The sequence below is a fragment of the Pseudomonas sp. PMCC200344 genome (assembly GCF_030053095.1).
In the GTDB taxonomy this organism is placed as follows: Bacteria; Pseudomonadota; Gammaproteobacteria; order Pseudomonadales; family Pseudomonadaceae; genus Aquipseudomonas; species Aquipseudomonas svalbardensis.
In genome coordinates this window covers 2,593,534-2,612,591 of the sequence record NZ_CP125618.1, presented here as the reverse complement: position 1 = coordinate 2,612,591, position 19,058 = coordinate 2,593,534, and the positions used below count along the sequence as shown (strand labels likewise).

6 protein-coding genes and 1 pseudogene are annotated in these 19,058 nt (G+C 58.2%); 4 read left to right on the top strand and 3 right to left on the bottom strand.

Annotated elements, in window-relative coordinates; all coding sequences use genetic code 11:
- The first annotated feature begins 123 nt into the window (after window positions 1–123).
- Window positions 124–3,834: a methionine synthase gene (gene metH / locus QFW87_RS11840; protein WP_283190573.1), complete on the top strand. Its 3,711-nt coding sequence runs from the start codon at window positions 124–126 to the stop codon at window positions 3,832–3,834.
- A 62-nt stretch (window positions 3,835–3,896) separates the two neighbouring features.
- Here metH and QFW87_RS11835 read toward each other — a convergent pair whose 3' ends face one another.
- Window positions 3,897–10,973 carry an NEL-type E3 ubiquitin ligase domain-containing protein gene (locus QFW87_RS11835; RefSeq protein WP_283190572.1) on the bottom strand — a complete coding sequence of 2,359 codons (7,077 nt, stop codon included), beginning with the start codon at window positions 10,971–10,973 and terminating at the stop codon, window positions 3,897–3,899.
- 152 nt (window positions 10,974–11,125) lie between these two features.
- On the opposite strand from QFW87_RS11835, the gene QFW87_RS11830 reads away from it, so the two are divergent.
- On the top strand, window positions 11,126–11,344 hold the full coding sequence (locus tag QFW87_RS11830) for a DUF2970 domain-containing protein (protein ID WP_283180484.1): 219 nt from the start codon (window positions 11,126–11,128) through the stop codon (window positions 11,342–11,344).
- On the opposite strand, the gene QFW87_RS11825 is transcribed toward QFW87_RS11830, so the two are convergent.
- Window positions 11,341–12,414 (bottom strand): ABC transporter substrate-binding protein, encoded by a 1,074-nt coding sequence (locus QFW87_RS11825; protein ID WP_283190571.1) that lies wholly within the window; start codon window positions 12,412–12,414, stop codon window positions 11,341–11,343. The genes QFW87_RS11830 and QFW87_RS11825 overlap by 4 nt on opposite strands.
- 522 nt (window positions 12,415–12,936) lie before the next feature.
- Between QFW87_RS11825 and QFW87_RS11820 the strand changes: the two genes are divergently transcribed.
- Window positions 12,937–14,595 (top strand): nitrite/sulfite reductase, encoded by a 1,659-nt coding sequence (locus QFW87_RS11820; RefSeq protein WP_283190570.1) that lies wholly within the window; start codon window positions 12,937–12,939, stop codon window positions 14,593–14,595.
- Window positions 14,579–15,073 carry a DUF934 domain-containing protein gene (locus QFW87_RS11815; RefSeq protein ID WP_283180486.1) on the top strand — a complete coding sequence of 165 codons (495 nt, stop codon included), beginning with the start codon at window positions 14,579–14,581 and terminating at the stop codon, window positions 15,071–15,073. Before QFW87_RS11820 ends, QFW87_RS11815 begins: the two co-directional genes overlap by 17 nt.
- A gap of 53 nt (window positions 15,074–15,126) precedes the next feature.
- Here the strand turns inward: QFW87_RS11815 and QFW87_RS11810 are convergent.
- Window positions 15,127–18,952 (bottom strand): annotated as a pseudogene (locus QFW87_RS11810) (DUF6543 domain-containing protein).
- Between the last annotated feature and the right edge of the window lie 106 nt (window positions 18,953–19,058).

The window sequence follows — 19,058 nt, the reverse complement described above, 5'->3', positions numbered from 1 at the left end:
ATTCTACCGGTCTGATCCCTGTACCAACATGAGCGATATTCATGCAAAACCGGGACATGCTCTAAAACCGCACAGGTTTGCTATTATCCCGCCCCTTCGTCATGGTCTTTCCGAGTAGTCCAAATGTCCGATCGCAGTGTTCGCCTTCAAGCTCTCAAGCACGCCCTCAAAGAGCGCATCCTGATTCTCGATGGCGGCATGGGCACGATGATCCAGAGCTACAAGCTTGAAGAGCAGGATTACCGCGGCAAACGCTTCGCCGACTGGCCAAGTGACGTCAAGGGCAACAACGACCTGTTGATCCTGACGCGCCCGGACGTGATTGGCGCCATCGAGAAAGCCTACCTGGATGCCGGCGCCGACATTCTGGAAACCAACACCTTCAATGCCACCCAGGTGTCCCAGGCTGACTACGGCATGCAAAGCCTGGCGTACGAGCTAAACGTAGAAGGCGCACGCCTGGCGCGCAAGGTTGCAGACGCCAAGACCCTGGAAACACCGAACAAGCCGCGCTTCGTCGCGGGCGTGCTCGGTCCTACAAGCCGCACCTGCTCGCTGTCGCCTGATGTGAACAACCCCGGTTACCGCAACGTGACCTTCGATGAACTGGTGGAAAACTACACCGAGGCCACCAAAGGCCTGATCGAAGGCGGCGCCGACCTGATCCTGATCGAAACCATTTTCGACACCCTGAACGCCAAAGCGGCGATTTTCGCCGTGCAAGGTGTGTACGAAGAACTCGGCGTCGAGTTGCCGATCATGATCTCCGGCACCATTACCGATGCCTCCGGCCGTACGCTCTCCGGCCAGACCACCGAAGCCTTCTGGAACTCCGTGGCCCACGCCAAGCCGATCTCGGTCGGCCTGAACTGCGCCCTCGGCGCCAGCGAGTTGCGCCCGTACCTGGAAGAGCTGTCGAACAAGGCGAGCACCCACGTGTCGGCGCACCCGAACGCCGGCCTGCCGAACGAATTCGGCGAGTACGACGAACTGCCGTCGGAAACCGCCAAGGTCATTGAAGAGTTCGCCCAAAGCGGCTTCCTCAACATCGTCGGCGGTTGCTGCGGCACCACGCCGGGCCACATCGAAGCCATCGCCAACGCCGTGGCCGGTTATGCGCCGCGCGAGATTCCGGAGATTCCCAAGGCCTGCCGCCTCTCGGGTCTGGAGCCGTTCACCATCGATCGCAACTCGTTGTTCATCAACGTCGGCGAGCGCACTAACATCACCGGTTCGGCCAAGTTTGCGCGGCTGATCCGTGAAGATAACTACACCGAAGCCCTGGAAGTCGCCCTGCAGCAGGTCGAAGCCGGTGCCCAGGTGATCGACATCAACATGGACGAAGGGATGCTCGATTCGAAGAAGGCCATGGTGACCTTCCTCAATCTGATTGCCGGTGAGCCGGACATCTCCCGCGTGCCGATCATGATCGATTCCTCCAAATGGGAAGTGATCGAAGCCGGCCTCAAATGCATTCAGGGCAAGGGCATCGTCAACTCGATCAGCATGAAGGAAGGCGTCGAGCAGTTCATTCACCACGCCAAACTGTGCAAGCGCTATGGCGCCGCCGTGGTGGTGATGGCCTTCGACGAAGCAGGACAGGCCGACACCGAAGCGCGCAAAAAAGAGATCTGCAAGCGCTCCTACGACATTCTGGTCAACGAAGTCGGCTTCCCGCCGGAAGACATCATCTTCGACCCGAACATCTTCGCCATCGCCACCGGCATCGAAGAACACAACAACTACGCTGTGGACTTCATCAACGCCTGTGCCTACATCCGTGACGAACTGCCGTACGCGCTGACCTCGGGCGGCGTGTCCAACGTGTCGTTCTCGTTCCGTGGCAACAACCCGGTGCGCGAGGCGATTCACTCGGTGTTCCTGCTGTATGCGATCCGCAACGGCCTGACCATGGGTATCGTCAACGCCGGCCAGCTGGAGATCTACGACCAGATCCCGGCCGAGCTGCGTGACGCCGTGGAAGACGTGGTGCTCAACCGCACCCCGGAAGGCACCGACGCCCTCCTCGCCATTGCCGACAAGTACAAGGGTGACGGCAGCGTCAAGGAAGCCGAGACCGAAGAATGGCGCGGCTGGCCCGTCAACAAGCGTCTGGAGCATGCACTGGTCAAAGGCATCACCACGCATATCGTTGAAGACACCGAAGAATCCCGTCAGTCCTTCGCTCGCCCGATCGAAGTGATCGAAGGCCCGCTGATGTCCGGCATGAACATCGTCGGCGACCTGTTCGGCGCCGGCAAAATGTTCCTGCCGCAGGTGGTGAAATCCGCCCGCGTGATGAAGCAGGCCGTGGCCCACTTGATCCCGTTCATCGAACTGGAAAAAGGCGATAAACCGGAAGCCAAGGGCAAAATCCTCATGGCCACGGTAAAAGGCGACGTGCACGACATCGGCAAGAACATCGTTGGCGTAGTGCTGGGTTGTAACGGCTACGACATCGTCGACCTCGGCGTGATGGTGCCGGCGGAGAAAATCCTGCAGGTGGCCAAGGAGCAGAAGTGCGACATCATCGGCCTGTCCGGCCTGATCACCCCTTCCCTGGATGAAATGGTCCACGTGGCCCGCGAAATGCAGCGTCAGGACTTCCATCTGCCGCTGATGATCGGTGGCGCGACCACCTCGAAAGCGCACACGGCGGTGAAGATCGAGCCGAAATACAGCAACGACGCTGTGATCTACGTCACCGACGCCTCCCGAGCCGTGGGCGTGGCGACGCAGTTGCTGTCCAAGGAATTGAAGCCGGCGTTCATCGAGAAGACTCGCCTGGAATACATCGAAGTCCGCGAGCGCACCGCCAACCGCAGCGCCCGTACCGAACGCCTGAGCTATCCGGCGGCCATTGCCAAAAAGCCGCAGTTTGACTGGACCACTTACGAGCCGGTCAAACCGACGTTTACCGGTGCCAAGGTGCTGGACAACATCGACTTGAAAGTCCTGGCCGAATACATCGACTGGACACCGTTCTTTATCTCCTGGGACCTGGCCGGCAAATTCCCGCGCATCCTCACGGATGAAGTGGTCGGTGAAGCCGCCACTGCGCTGTTCGCCGATGCCCAGGAAATGCTCGCCAAGCTGATTGACGAGAAACTCATCAGCGCCCGTGCGGTGTTCGGCTTCTGGCCGGCCAACCAGGTGCGTGAGGATGACATTGAAGTCTATGGCGATGACGGCAAGCCGATTGCCAAGCTGCATCACTTGCGTCAGCAGATCATCAAGACCGACGGCAAACCGAACTTCTCCCTGGCTGACTTCGTTGCACCGAAGGACAGCGAGGTAACCGACTATGTGGGTGGTTTCATCACCACCGCCGGGATCGGTGCCGAAGAAGTGGCCAAGGCCTATCAGGATGCCGGCGACGATTACAACTCGATCATGGTCAAGGCACTGGCCGACCGCCTGGCCGAGGCTTGCGCCGAGTGGCTGCACCAGCAGGTCCGTAAAGACTACTGGGGTTACGCCAAGGACGAGACGCTCGACAACGAGGCGCTGATCAAAGAGCAATACACCGGTATACGCCCTGCCCCGGGCTACCCGGCCTGTCCGGATCACACCGAGAAATCCACGCTGTTCAAATTGCTGGACCCTGAGGCCTCGGAAATGAAAGCCGGCCGCAGCGGCGTGTTCCTCACCGAGCACTACGCCATGTTCCCGGCGGCAGCGGTCAGTGGTTGGTACTTCGCTCACCCGCAAGCGCAGTATTTTGCCGTGGGCAAGATCGACAAGGATCAGGTGCAGAGCTACACGTCGCGCAAGGGTCAGGAGTTGAGCGTGACCGAGCGGTGGCTGGCGCCGAACCTGGGTTACGACAACTGATGATGGTCCCGGGAGTCGACTGGTGCGACTCCCGGGGTTCTTGTGAAAGCTGCAGGTAAACGTTACAGCCCCACCAGCGTCCGTTCTTTTTCAGACAATTCGCGCACCAACTTTCCTTGCTCGAAGAGAAGGTCTGCCTCTATCGCCTGCATGGCGGTTTTGTACTGCTCCTCCACTCCTTCGCCGTAATTTGGATACGCCTCGTCTACATCATGCTCTCTGCCTGCAAAACCCTCTCGCACCTGTGCGAACCGTTCAGGGGATTTGCCCTTCAAATAGTCGCTCCAGTACTTGCGGCCGACCAAATCATCAATAAATGCCGATGATTGTTCTGCCGCGATCACTTCAGCATGGGCCGCATCCAGCATGGCAGGCGTAACGTTGCCGCTGTAGCGCATGCCTCTTGGTTGCCCTGGCAACTCAAGTCGCTCGGCAAGGCCGATCCGATAGGCTAACCGCACCTCCGCCGGATCAGTTGAACGGCGCTTTGCCTGTCGCTGGACAATGTCGCGGTTAGCGATTTCCTCGACTTTCCCAAGGCGAAACAGGCTCCTGCCAAGTCTGAACAAGACGTTACCTTGTTGGCCCGGAGAAATTGACTTCGTGGTCTCAAATTCGAAAGCCTTAACTTCTATGTCGCTGAACAACAGGATTTGACCATCAACGCAGGTTGCGCCAGACCTCGCCATTTCGAATATCGTATCCCTCAGACCTGCGTCGCTATCGGCCACCCTCAGTACGGTATGGACCCGCCGCACAAGATCAGAGCGTCCCGTCAGGAAGTCTGTCGTACCTTCCATTTTGGTCAGCAGATTGAAGAAGAACTGATTGTTTTGCGCTTGCTCGAAGTCATTCCATATCCGTATCAATTCCTCTGAGTCAGCTGCTGACGGAGCGATCCATCGCTCACGGGCGTCGGTACCTGTCACCTCATCCATATCCACTTCTACGTCACTTGCGATCAAGTCATCGCTATCGCTGTCGTTAAATCTGCCGCTGTCGCTACTGCTATCAAACCGCTCCAACGCCTCGTCAATCGTTGACGGCGTCCATCCCACTATCTGCTCGCCCTCCCGCACCTGATTACGCAGCATTAGCAGGCTCGCGCCATCCAGATCGTTGCTGGCCAGATCCGTGCCCGCACGCAATACCCTGTGCTCGTCGGCCATCAGGAACGGCGGAATGGACTCGATCATGTTGTCGCGCAAATCCAGTGCGCTGAGCGAGGGGAGCTGAAGCGCTCCCTGCGGCCAGATGACCAGGCGATTGCCACTCAGATCGAGGGCCTGCAAACGGGTAAGAGGGCTGACATCCAGCGACTCAAGCCAGTTTTCCGCCAGGTTCAATGACTCCAGGTTGCTCAATCCTGCAAGCTGACGCTGGAGCTGAGGCGCATTGGAAAAACGGTTATTGACTGCCGAAAGTCGCTTGAGGCTGTTCAATGAGATCACGGACTCTGGCAAGGCATACATTGCGTTGGCATTCAGCGCCAGGGTATGAACATGAGTAAACGCACCAAGGAAATCGCTCAGCCCCTCTTCTCTCAGATACACGTTGTTCAGGTTCAACGCACCGACATGAGCGAAGTCGGCGGGTAGAGCCGGGAGATTGCCCAAGGGGTTATCGGACAGATCAAGGATATAACCTCCCGATGCGCTCTCCACGGCCTGCGCCCCGCGGAGGTTCTGCCTCCAGCACGCCATTATCCGGTCAGCCGCCTGACGACGCTCGGTGGCTGCAATCCACACAGGAGGAGAGGATTCACCCATCTGCTGTGGTGGGGTTTCGATCCATGTGTTCAGGGTCTTCGTCAATGCCTGATGTTGTCTGTCCCATTTGGCCAATTGCTCATACAGGGGGCCAGCGCCGCCATGGCGTAACGTCAGTTCATCAATCATCTGTATCGCCTCGGCGCCTGGCAGATCCGGGTCAAGCCTTCGCAAGCGGGCTTGCGGGGTCAAGCGTGTCAGGTCGTTGCCAGGTGCAACGGGCAGCGGCAATAACAAGTCCGGATTTTGCGCGACCAGAACCGGAAAGTACTCTGGTTCACCCATGGTAATGCCCGTCTGCAAGCTGGCTCTGGAGATACCCATGGGTGTTTCGGAAGAAGTACTCGCCAGCAAATCGGTGCGGGCCTTTGCCGTCAACCGACAGCCAGTCATATCGATCCTTAGAGCATCATGGCCGGTCAGGGCAGCCTCGGGAATCGCCGTGATCGCGCTGTTGTTCAACTCGAGCCTGCCGAGGCCGGACAAGCCCAACGTACCTTTTGGCCAGTCTTTAATAGCGGTATGACCCACACGCAGGGTCTTCAAGCGGGTCATGGCGCTGACATCCAGCGAATCGAGCCGGTTATAGCGCAAGTCCAGGCTTTCAAGGGCAGACAACCGGTTCAAGCGTCGCTGCATACTCGGGGTAATTGTCAGGTGATTTCGGCTCAGCTCCAGATCACTGAGTTTTCCGAGGTTGTCCAATGCCGACGGAAGATCCAGCAGTTGATTGCCACTCAGATCCAACCCGCGAATGTCGGTGAAGCTGCTCAAAAAACGACTGAAATCCTCGGATGAGGCCACCACACCCGACATTTGCAGGGTTTGCACATGGGCAAAATTCGTTGCTGACAGCGCTGGCAGTTCAGGCAGATCGCCCAGCGCCCAGCCGGACAAATCAAGATTCGATGAAATGATTTGTCGCGGCATGACAGGCCATGGCCGCACCGTTGAAGGTCCGGCCTGAGGTTGCGAAGACTGTGCCTCCTCCGTACCGCCATAGCGTTTACGCAGACCATCACGCCAGCACTCACGGATTCGCCGGGCAACGGATTCTCGTTCCCGAATGTTGACTTGCCGGCCATTGGCGCTTGCTGTTCGCTGCTGCCACGCCTCCAGTTGCTGTCGCAATGCCTGTCCATCCTGGCGCAGTGCATTGATCCGTGCCAGCAACGCCCGCCCTGCCAACCCCTCAGCCTTCATTCGCCCAAGGGCAATCTTCGAAAGCTCGGCGCTTGTCTCCAGGGCGTTGTGTAGCGTGCCTTGGCAATAACGATCCAGCATTTGCTCGCTATCCAGCAAATGCGCAGGATTGTCGTGCACATACTCGTATGCCTTCACGAAGTCCTCAGTGCTCAGCCTGGCCCAGTTGAGTTTCATGCCAGGCCACAGTGATTCATGCCCGGATAGCCATTCAGGGGGAAGTGTCTTGACGCTTGAGTGAGTGAGATCCAGCGACCTGAGCTGCGGCAATTGCAGAGCGCCCTTCGGCCAGGCCTCTGTCGTTCCGTACACACTCAACGAATGCAGTTGAGTCAGGCGACTGACATCCAGCTCGTCCGCCATGCCGATCACGTCCAATCGTTGCAGTTGTGGCATGGCGTCTATCACCGATTGGGCAGCTTCAGTGAATTCCGGACCCAGCGGCCCTGCCATCCGCAGTTCACAAATACTCGGCAGTGCCTTTAGCCTCTCGGCCAGTTGAACCCTATCGACGCCATCGTGGATCCCCAACGTTAGCCACCGGGCGTTGGGGAACTGACGCACAAAGGTTTCCGGTGTCTGACTCAATACTCCACCAACGCTCATGTTCAGACGACTTACGTGAGGAAAGTTGGCGGCCAGTTCCGGCAGGCTGTCTGCAGCGCCCACGTCCAGAGAAACACTGGCATCGCCATCGTAAATACCCCTCTGCTGCCAGACGTATTGAATGTTTCGTGCGACTTGATGGCGCACAGTATTCTGGCCGCCGCTGGTTATCCATTGTTCGAGCTGCGCCGTCAGTGCCTCGTATTCCCGGCCCCGCATGTTCAGAAAATTGGCGATCTGCGTTTCGGTCATGCCATCAAGCGCAAGCTTGATGACCATCAATTCCGCCAACTCATCGGAGAAGATCGGATAGACATCCCGCAACCTGGAGACCAATGAGGGATTCACCGTTGCTCCGGCACCTCGCCCGCTCAATGGGTAGCCGACCCTGCCGTCGGCCAGTCGCACCGGCGAACGGAATCGTGGCGTGGCGGCGTTGGGCACGAGGGTTTCCATCATCTGATCACGGTGGCCCATGGCGTAGGTGGCCAATGTCTTTTGTAACTTGGCACCCTGCGTCACATTGGGCATGCCCAACTGAGTGCGGACGTCGCCCGGCAACGCATGCATGACCGAAGAGAAAAAGTTGTCGCCTTCTTTCGGCACGCTGTTCAATGAGTTTTTTTGCTGGTCGAAGGCCTGGAACTGGTTGGTTTGATGATGTTGATAGCCGTCCTTGACCAGGTATTTGACTTGCTCGGCCGTCTCGCTACCGATGCTGTCGAGCAGTTTTCCACCGCAATCGCCCTGACGAACTTCCAGGCGCAGGTTTTTCGACCAGCCGGGGAGTTTTTCCAGGCTGTGCAGTGCCAGGCGCTGGCTGTCGGATGACGCCATGCTCTCCAGCTGCAATCCGGCCAGGGCCTTGTTCAGCCGAGTCACCCGGGCGCGCGCACGTCCCTTGAGCAACAGACTGGTGGGGAGTCGGCCGGCTTGTTTGATGTGCAGCCGTTCCTTGGCTGTGGCGTTGGCCAGGACTTCTTGCGCCGCGTCCGTCGATAGACCGGGGAAAGTACGTTGCAGCGCCTGAAGTTCACGCGTTGTTGCCTTGGAATCCTGGCTGAGTTTGTCGAACAATGAGGTTTTGTTGCCCGAAAGCTGGTCGCCAAGCTGTTGTCGAAAAACCGTTTCACGCTCTGCCTCGACCCGCGCACCTTCACCCCCCAGCAAGCGAACGATTTCTTCCTTATCCAATGCCGCAAGCACTCGTTCGGGCAATTTCCCGGCAGACACATCCTCACGGAAAATCTTGATGCCCGGCTTCACGGGTGTCGACGCCTCACCGTAGCGGGACGAAGCACCGCTCAGGCTTGCATTGTCGAACACGTCGATCACCCGCCCCTGCGGCCAACGCGGCATATTGATCACTTGCGGCAAGACGTCGTTGTAGCGGCTGTCCGGCACCGGCTGATCGAGACGAATCTGTTCAATCATTTCATTGAGCTGACGGTTGATCTGAAACTGCCGCAACGTGTCGGATAACGCTGATGGCAAGCGCAGGTTATCCGTATGGATCTTGCGCAACGCGTCGTCGTTAACGCCGCTGATATCGGCGATTTTCTCCAGCGTCGCCGCGTCAATACCGTCGGTGACCGGGCCAAGACGTCGTAACAAGGTGGCACGATCCCACCCCAGCGGGCGTTCGAAACGATGGTGCCACGCGCCCTCACCGTTGTGTTCAAGAACGGGGGAGTAAGCGTTCGGGTCCGTCGGGTGTTTGAGACGCCATTTGTTCAGCGAGGGGTCGAAAATTTTTTCGTAGACGTTACCGTCGAGCCTGATACAGGTCTTGCCGTCCACTTCATACTGCCCAAGCTTGTCGGGCCTGAGCCCCGCCGGCAAGACCCTGTCGCTCAGGTAAGGCGTCAAGCGAGGACGCCACAACTGTTCGCTGCCAAACGGCAATTTGACCTTCACCAGGCCATCGACGATGGGTGTGGAGAGCACTTTTGGCGCTTTACTGGCAACCGCGCCTACAGCCGCCATGAATGCCACGTTCACGGCCACTGACTTCAAATAACTCCAGGCCTGATCCGTGTCCCCGATGCTCCAGGCTTCAACCCCGTGATAAATGTCTGTGGTCAGTTGCACAGCCATCACGGCCATCATTACCTCGCCCAGGCCGGGCACAAAAAATGCTGCCACGTTGAGTATGTTCAGCCCCCACTCGGCATAGCGGGCGAGTCGTTCATACCAGGCGTCATGATCGACCTTGGCCGTCGGCACCGCCAGTTGCTCGGCAGTCTCCTTGAGGTGCGTCAGGTGCCGCGTGTACAGCTCGCCGAACAGCTCCGTATCAAAAAATTCTTCACTGATATCAAGAGTCGGTTCGTCCCGGTAAACGTGTTCGTAGATTCCGTCCAGGTGCCCTAAGAGTGTCTGTTTACGGTAAGGGAAATCCGGGTTCCATTGGAGTGTTTGCAGAGCAGTCTTGATCTTGCCGAGGAACTTGCCCGCATCACCGTGACGGATGAGCCTGAGGAAAGAGCGCTGGTAGTTCACATCGCGCAGCCTGTAACTCAGGTCATTTTCAAAGGACTTGAGCGAGGCATATTCCATGACCGGCGCCACTGGATCACCCGGAATACAGACGATGATCCTCGAGTCCTGGTAACCCAGTACGTCAAACAGGTTTACACCGGGATTGGTCCAGCTGAAGTTGACCTTTTTACCTTTTCGCCGGCTTGCGCCAATGACAAACAGCTCACTGACAGACGACCCCAGCACATGCAACTGACTGCAAGTGACGCGCTCACCGTCCAGTGTTGGCCATTTGTCGCCGTTGAGCACGGCCAGCAATGTGCTGTAGGCCGATGGCGTGATCAGCGATTTGAGGTGGGCGATATGGGCATGCACCCGCAGACTGTCCGTCCACGCGCCGACCGTTTGGGTGCGCACGGTGGCCGCCCTGTCCGCGGCGTCAAACATCGCCGTCAGGTGTTCCTGATACTGCTTGCCGATATCCAGTTCACGGCATAGCGAGGCGAAATCGGCGGGCTTTATCGGTAGCTTCTTGATCCTGTAGCGCGTTGAAGGCCCCTTTTCCGGGTAGTCCCAACCGTAAGGTCCTCCTTGAGTTTCCAGATAGGCAGCCCGTTTACCTCGTTCAGCAATGACGTCACGCCCATCAAACGCCTGGTCTTCTTCAAAATTGCGCAGTGCCAATTGCAGCAGTGTCTGGTGAGTGATCAGCGAGCCTGCAAAGGGCTCGTAGAGCCAGGTCTGCGCAACATCAACTTTCAACCCGAACTTTTTTTGCAACGCCGCTTCGAGCAACGGTTGTGCGAATTCGGTGACCCCTTTGAGCCCGGCGAGTGTTTTTGCCAGGGTTTCGTTGGAGGTTCGACTGCGCTTCTGGTCGTCCCGTACAGTGTGTCGTTGGTCACTGGAGGCCTTCTGAAACCAGTCCGGCATGGCATTTTCGGCCAGGCCTCCCGGTGTTCTCGCCCGATCCAGAGCCCGGATGTTTGCCGGGGTCAGGTGGCGTATCCGATCGTGCAGCTTTTTTTTGATGAAATGGTTGTGAAGGCCCTTTTCCTGGGTCGATGGGATTCCACTCATGTGGCAACACCTGATGCTGTTAAATGAAGCACCAGTCAATCAGCAGGTTTGTCGTCCAGGGCGGTACATAGTTATACCGGGTAGCGCCGGGGGCGATTTTCTTTCCGTGGGTTGTCTATGCTTGTCTTACTCAAACGGGAGACGAGGGGTTTATGGACGATCCAGCCGACAACAAGCCGCCCACTTTCTGGCAAATACTGCACAGCGTCATGGCGGCGGCGTTCGGGGTGCAGAGTGGGAAGAACCGGGCCCGGGACTTCACTCACGGCAAGCCCAGTCATTTCGTGATGCTGGGGATTTTGTTCACCGCGGTGTTCGCATTGACGCTGTATGGCATCGTGCAACTGGTGGTGCATCTGGCCGGGGTTTAGCGCATCAAGGTTTGCAGGCTGAACGGATAGCGATACGACGTCGGCTGGCCCTTGGCTGAAAGACGGCGGAAGTTCACACCGTAATCCGGTGATTCCCCCATGGCCAGCAGTCGCTTGGCCTGTGCCTTGTCGATCAGTTGCAGCAACGGGATTTGTCGGTCTCGGCCGCCGTAATGGGTGAGATCCACGCCCTGCTCAAGATCATGCAACTCCACCAGCGCCCAGCCGCCCAATGTGAAGTGCCCGCCCAACAGCACGCTGATGCGTCCGTCGACCGTCGCCTGCAACGCCGCCGGCGAGGTGTTGACCGCACTGAACAACGCATCCTTGCCGGGTATCCCACCCGCCTCCGAATACGCCTGCATGGCGCCAAACGCCATTTCGTCATTGGCTGACCACACCAGCGAGACCTTGGGGTAACGCCGGAACAGCAGTTTGGCCTGTTCATACGCCCGTTCCCGGGTCCAGCCGCTGTAAACCAGCTGTCGCAAGCGCACTTCCGAGTGTTCGGCCAAGGCCCGCATCATGCCTTGCTCACGCAATTGCGCCGAAGGGGTGATCTTCAGGCCGGAAAACGCCAGCAACTCGATGACCTGACCGGGCGCCGCGGGCGGATGCTGGCGAATCAGTTCCTTGAGCATCAGGTAGCCACCCTCCTCGTCGTTGGGCACCAGGCTGCCCAAGCGCTCAGGGCGCTCACCCAGCAGGCTCGTTTGGTTGGCCGTCAGGGACGCGTTGACCATAAACAGCTTTACCCCGCTGCCCTGGGCCAGGCGAATGATCTGCGGGGCGACGTACTGTTCGTTGGCGAACACCAGATAGTCCGGACGATCGGGGCCTTGCAGCGCCTGACGCGCTTGCGCCAACGTGAGCTCCGGCATGCGTCGGGAATAGAGAATTCGCAGATCAATGCCCAGATCCGTGGCTGCCGCGTACATGAATTGCGAGTAGCTGATCCAGAAGGCTTCGTCAGTCTTTCCGGGGTTCAGGAACAATACCGATTCCGCGCGCGCAACAGGGCAGTAAACCGCGCCAAGCATCAGCAGGAATGAGTAGAAAAACTTCAACATTGATCGTCCGAGCCCCCGGCAATTCGCCGCGCATTATAGCCAGCGAAGTCCCGGAAAACGGCGTTTATTCCGGTTATTGTCCGACAATCGTCGGGATGGGGCCCGGACGGGGTCGGTTATTGATGGCTGACCCAAAATACCGCTGTGCCCACGACCAGGATGATCAGGAACAGAATGGCCCAAGCATCGACCGTGCTATCGGGTTTTGACGTTTTGGTAGGGTTGCTCATTGCATCGCCTCTTGTCGGTTTTATCGGTGATTGCATAAAGACTCGAGCACAGTTAAGACGATGATTGCCCGCACCACAAATGTGGCTTTTACCTCATTGGTCTTCATTAGTCGTTTTGGTTCTTTACATATACTCAAACATCACTTTTGCGCATAACTGCAAACTGGTATCTTGCCCCGGCTCCGTTGGGAGTGCGCGGCCGTGCGCGCAGAATTGCCGAGGCAGCATCGGAGACTTCTAGGCGAAAAACGCAACTGGATCCGACCGGCCCAAGCCTGAGAACAGGACTTATATGTACGTATACGACGAGTACGATCAGCGGATCATCGAGGACCGCGTCAAGCAGTTCCGTGATCAGACCCGACGCTATCTGGCAGGCGAGCTGAGCGAAGAAGAATTCCGCCCCCTGCGCCTGCAAAATGGCCTATATATCCAGCGCTTCGCGCCGATGTTGCGGGTGGCGGTGCCTTACGGCCAACTGACTTCGCGCCAGACGCGAATGATGGCCAGGATTGCCCGCGACTATGACAAAGGCTACGCCCACATCAGCACCCGGCAGAACGTACAGTTCAACTGGCCGGCGCTGGAAGACATCCCGGACATCCTTGCCGAACTGGCCACCGTTCAGATGCACGCGATCCAGACCAGCGGCAACTGCTTGCGCAACGTCACCACCGACCAGTTCGCCGGTGTCGCTGCCGACGAGCTGATCGATCCGCGCCCGTGGTGCGAGATCGTCCGCCAATGGACCACGTTCCACCCTGAATTCGCTTACTTGCCGCGCAAGTTCAAGATCGCCATCAACGGTTCGACTTCCGACCGTGCGGCCATCGAAGTCCATGACATCGGCCTTGAGCCGGTGCACAACGCCGCTGGCGAGTTGGGCTTCCGTGTGCTGGTGGGTGGCGGTCTCGGCCGCACCCCGGTGGTGGGCGCGTTCATCAATGAATTCCTGCCGTGGCAAGACCTGTTGAGCTACCTCGACGCCATCCTGCGGGTCTACAACCGCTACGGCCGTCGTGACAACAAGTACAAGGCGCGGATCAAGATTCTGGTCAAGGCCCTGACACCTGAAGTCTTCGCGCAAAAAGTCGATGCGGAAATGGAGCACCTTCGCGGTGGCCAGACCACATTGACCGATGCCGAAGTGCATCGCGTCGCCAAACACTTCGTCGACCCCGAGTACAAGGCTCTGGACAACCAGACCTTGGCGTTGGCCGAACTCGATAAAGAACACCCGGGCTTCGCGCGCTGGCGCACCCGCAATACCCTGGCCCACAAGAAGCCCGGTTATGTAGCCGTGACCCTGTCCCTGAAGCCGACCGGTGTTGCACCGGGCGACATCACCGACAAACAGCTCGATGCCGTTGCCGACCTGGCCGAGCGTTACAGCTTCGGTCAGTTGCGCACCTCCCACGAGCAGAACATCATTCTGGCCGACGTTGAGCAGACCCAACTGTTCGCGATGTGGGGCGAGTTGCGCGAGCAGGGTTTCGCCACGCCGAACATCGGCTTGCTGACCGACATCATCTGCTGCCCGGGCGGCGACTTCTGCTCCTTGGCCAACGCCAAGTCGATCCCGATCGCCGAGTCGATCCAGCGTCGCTTCGAAGACATGGATTACCTGTTCGATATCGGCGAACTGGACCTGAACATCTCCGGCTGCATGAACGCCTGTGGTCACCACCACGTCGGCCACATCGGCATCCTCGGGGTGGACAAAAAAGGCGAAGAGTTCTACCAGGTGTCCCTGGGTGGCAGCGCCAGTCGCGATGCGAGCCTGGGCAAAATCCTCGGCCCGTCCTTCGCCCAGGAAGCCATGCCTGATGTGATTGAAAAGCTGATCGACGTGTACATCGAACAACGTACCGAAGACGAGCGTTTCATCGACACCTATCAGCGTATTGGCATCGACCTCTTCAAGGAACGCGTCTATGCAGCGAATAATTAAGAACAACGAAGTCGTCGACGAAACCTGGCACTTGCTGCCCAAGGACTTCAACATCGACGAGATCAGCAACTGCGACGACCTGATCGTCCCGTTGCAGCTGTGGCGCGAACACAGCCGCATGCTCAAGGCCCGCGATGGCGGCCTGGGCGTGTGGCTGGATGCCGATGAAGAAGCCGAAGAGATTGGTGAAGACGTGGCGGATTTCCAGGTCATCGCCTTGAACTTCCCGGCCTTCACCGATGGCCGCAACTACTCCAATGCGCGCCTGCTGCGTGACCGTTATGGTTTCAAAGGCGAATTGCGGGCAATTGGCGATGTGCTGCGCGACCAGCTATTCTACCTGCACCGCTGCGGTTTCGACGCCTTTGCGATCCGCGCCGATAAAGACCCGTACGAAGCCCTGGAAGGTCTCAAGGACTTCTCGGTGACCTATCAGGCTGCTACCGACGAACCGCTGCCGCTGTTCCGTCGCCGCTGATCGTCAAACCTTGAACCCCTTCGCGGGGTTCAAGGCTCCCTCCTTGTACTGAATTAAAGACCTGCGCGCTGTTCCAGCGCCCTGAAAGCCACCAATGGGTTTTCAAGTCGACCACGCACCGTGCCCAATCGACTCCATACTTCGCCTGAAGCATCGGCCTCCTCCAAGAGTCGCCAGACCCGCGCCTGAAGCGACAGATAACTGACCTGAAAGTCGGCGGTCAGGCTCAGCCTGTCGATTGCGCTTAAAAACCGCGTACCGGAGGGTTTGCCTGCCAGCCGCTGCCAAAGGGCTTGTCGGGACTGTTGCAGCGGTTCGTCGCAGTCTCGTAGCCACACAATCGGCTGTCCATAGTCAGCGCTTGGCGCGCTCAGCCATAAATTGATTCCCGTGTGCTCACGATGACTGATCAGTCGGCGCAGCGTGTCCTCGTCCGTCAGCGGATTACCCCACAGCAGCACACGATCCACCGAGACGGCCTGATTCATCACCGCGGGCGGAACCCGGGTAATGCGGTTATCACACAAATCCAGAGAGATCATGTAGGGCTCATCCCTGATGCCGATCGGGCACCGGGTAATCTGGGTGTCGCTCAGGTTCAGCTGACGCAAGTCATTCATCCCGAGCAGCACGGGGGGTACGCTCAATGGGTTTTCACTCAGGTCCAGCGTGTGAAGCCTGACCAACCCGGTCAACTGCGACGCCGTCTCTTGGGTGAACACCAGGCCCGTGGCTCTAAGATTCAACGACGTGAGATGAGTCAGGCTGAACATGGCCGTCGGCAGAACGGTCTGCGCCCTACCCTCGGCGTCGAATTGAGTCAGCTCGGCGCACTCAAGATTCAAGGTCTGCAGATTCGGAAAACACTCGAGGAACCCATTCAAGGTTTCACGCTCGGTCACATGGAAGTGCGGCATCGACAACTCGACGACCTCGTTGAACCGGATGTTCATGACCGGCAATCGATGATAGTCCTCGCCCGCCATGTCGAGCTTGAACCCCACAAGCTGCTCGCCTGAATAGACGCGCTGATCTTGCGATGCCCGCTTTTGCCAGAGGGCGATCAGCTCGTCAGCCAGCTCGGTCCTGGTTTTACGCTCGTACGCCATGATGCTCTCGACCAACTCGGCGTTATGCTCGTTGATTTGATCATCATTCAGCCCCTCTGCCTCGTCGTCGGTATCGATCAGAAAGTGAACATCCATGTCCTCAATGTCTTCCTGCACCTGATCGATCCAGCCACTCAAGTCAATGTTGAGCTGCTGAAACTGTTGCTTCAGCTGATCGATGTGTACCTGAGCATTGCCACCAGCACGCTGTAACAGTTCATCGGCTTCAGCGTTCGAGAAATCCGGATAGATCTCCTTGAGCTGCAACCTCATCATCTCGTGCGTCAACCCTTCGGCCTGCGGCGTACCGGGGAAGCCGCCGCCGCGTAGCCCTTGCGCCTCAAAGGGCAGACCGAAATCCATCCTGCCCAGACCGAGCACGAGTTCGAAGCGCGGCATTGCCCGATCGCCGGCTTTCAGCTGCAACTCGCGGGCCGGATCAAGCGATGAAAGTTGCAGCGTCTCACGTTCGTCCCCGGACAAGATTTCAAGGACCGCTTCATAAAAGCCCGTTGGCATATCGCGACTCTGGTAACGGTTTCCCACCTTGATCAACCGTCGAACACTGGCGGCGTCAAACGCACCGCTACGGTCCAGAACCCGGCCTGCGAGGGAACTGTCGTGGACCTCAATTCGAAGGCTTTTTGGCCATCCGGGGAGATTTTTGAGGGAATGCAGGGCCAGCGTGTCGGACTCCGGGTTGATCACCGAGGGAAGGAACAGCCCCTCATACGCGCGATTGAGCCGTGCATGTTGTTGATACTGGCGGGCCTTACTGTCCAGACGCCTCAAGACTTGCCGGACCTGGATCGCGTCGGGCGGACTCTGGATGTCCACGCCATAGCGGTCGAGCATTTGCTCGATGGCGCTTTTCGGCAGGCCTGGGTATTGCCGCTGAAACAACCGGACCCATTCATACTCCGAGTGCTGAAGCGCTTCGTAACGGCTTTCGAACAGCTCGGCTCGCTGGCCTTGCAACATGCTGGCTTGCCCGAATTCCTGATCAATCCTAAAGCGGCTGATGGTATCGGCCAGCAAAGGCGTCGGCGGGCGTCCGGCCTGCATTAACCGCAGCATGTCATCATCGACGGCACTGACCTTGCCGATTTGCGCCAGCACGTCATCGCTGAAAGACGCCACCGACGGGCCGATTCCCCGGAGAAGCTCCACGCGACTCGGCAGTGCCAGGTTCGATGGTCCGGAAGTCGCGGCAACAACCTGATCCGGTGTCGGCCTGGCAACCGCCTCCCTCGGCGCTGCGCCAGGTTCACGCACTCTTTCGGCAATGACGCGGGCCTCGGCAGTTTCACTCCTGAGGGCCGCTCCTGCGCCTGCCAGCGGCAGCGCATTGAGCAATGCCAAACACCGTGCGAGTCACGCCCGCCGATCGATCACTTGGACTTTCACCGTTGATGGTCTGATCCAGGCCATACCCGGCGTCGATGATGCCTGCCAGCACCAGTAACCCTTCACCACCGGGCACAAACAACGCCAAAGGCCCAAATCGATTGATCCACTGCACGACCGGTTCAACGACTGCACTCAAGTTATCCCGGTTGACCTGCGCATCGTCACGAATGGTCTGGACACTGGCCCGAGAGGCCTCCTTCATGGTCAGGACCAGCTTGGCAAACGGATCGGTGCCGGATGGCGAGTCATCGAAATCGATGTATCGCCCAGGCTCCCAAAAGCCGTCATTGTTGAAGAACCCCGCCTCTTTGGTAAGCCGGTGTTCCTTCGGATAGACCGCCATGCCATCCAGCGCCGTCAGCACACCGGCATGGAAAGTGCCGTCCTTGCGATCATCCTCGGCAAAGTGGGCGGCCAGAGCCCGTTTTGTATCGTCACGCCGGCCCTGGTTGACAACCCATTGGTGCAATTGCCCGGAATCGTCAAACGCGTGCAGGGGTGAAGAGTTGCCGGGGATGTACAACAGAATCCTGCCGTCAGGTCCACGGTAGCCCCAGATATCTTTCGAGGTGTAGCGATAAAGCTTCAGGCGTCCCGTCTTGAGTATCCCGGGCACCCTGGTCGGCGCCTGCAATTGTTCGATTGTCAGCGTTGCCCATGCCTGATCAGACGGTAGCCCTGCCGCGTGCATGGCCAATTCGAATCCCTTTGCGGTCAGACTGTTCTCATGCCGCTGCAGCAAAGCGGCCATGACGAAAGCGGCTTTGGCCGACGTTTTCAGTGCGTGTGGTCTGGGTGCGATGATCACTTCGTCCGAGGGCCAGGCTTGAACAAGATAGGCCTGATATCGGTCCTGGAGGTCCAGTTCCCAGACCCATTTCTTGAAGTCAGCAGGCCTCACGGCGATCTGGGTTAGCGGTCCGTAGCGCTGCGGAACGGTTCGGCGATAAATGCCTTCATAGGTGTAGTAATAGTCGTTGCCGGGCTCGGTCAAATCATCGACGTGTTCCGTAACAACGATGGACGGCCCGACATCGGGTGGCGTGTACAAGCCAAACACTGTTTCGCCGAAACGCCCGTCGCCCACGGTTTGATAGTTGCCAATCAGCACCTGCACCAGGGACATGGAACTCGCTACCCGCCCCTGATGGATGCCGTTCTGCGCAGGACGTCCCTTGTAATCGAGGGTCACCAGCTGTGCGGTTGTCGGATCAATGTCATGACCCCACTTTTCTTTGATCAGGTGTTCGCCAAACTGACTAGGTGTCTGCGGCAGAGCGGCATCCACAGCGGATCTCAGCTCCTCGCGCATGCCGGGAGAGGCCGGTGCATTGTCGTCTCTGTGAGGGTGGTCAATCATGGTGCATTCCATTGCAGCATTTCAGGAACACCACCCTAACTGACCACGGATCAACCGGATGCGGGAGCGATCGACAATGACCTCAGGAAAATTCTCAAATACCGGA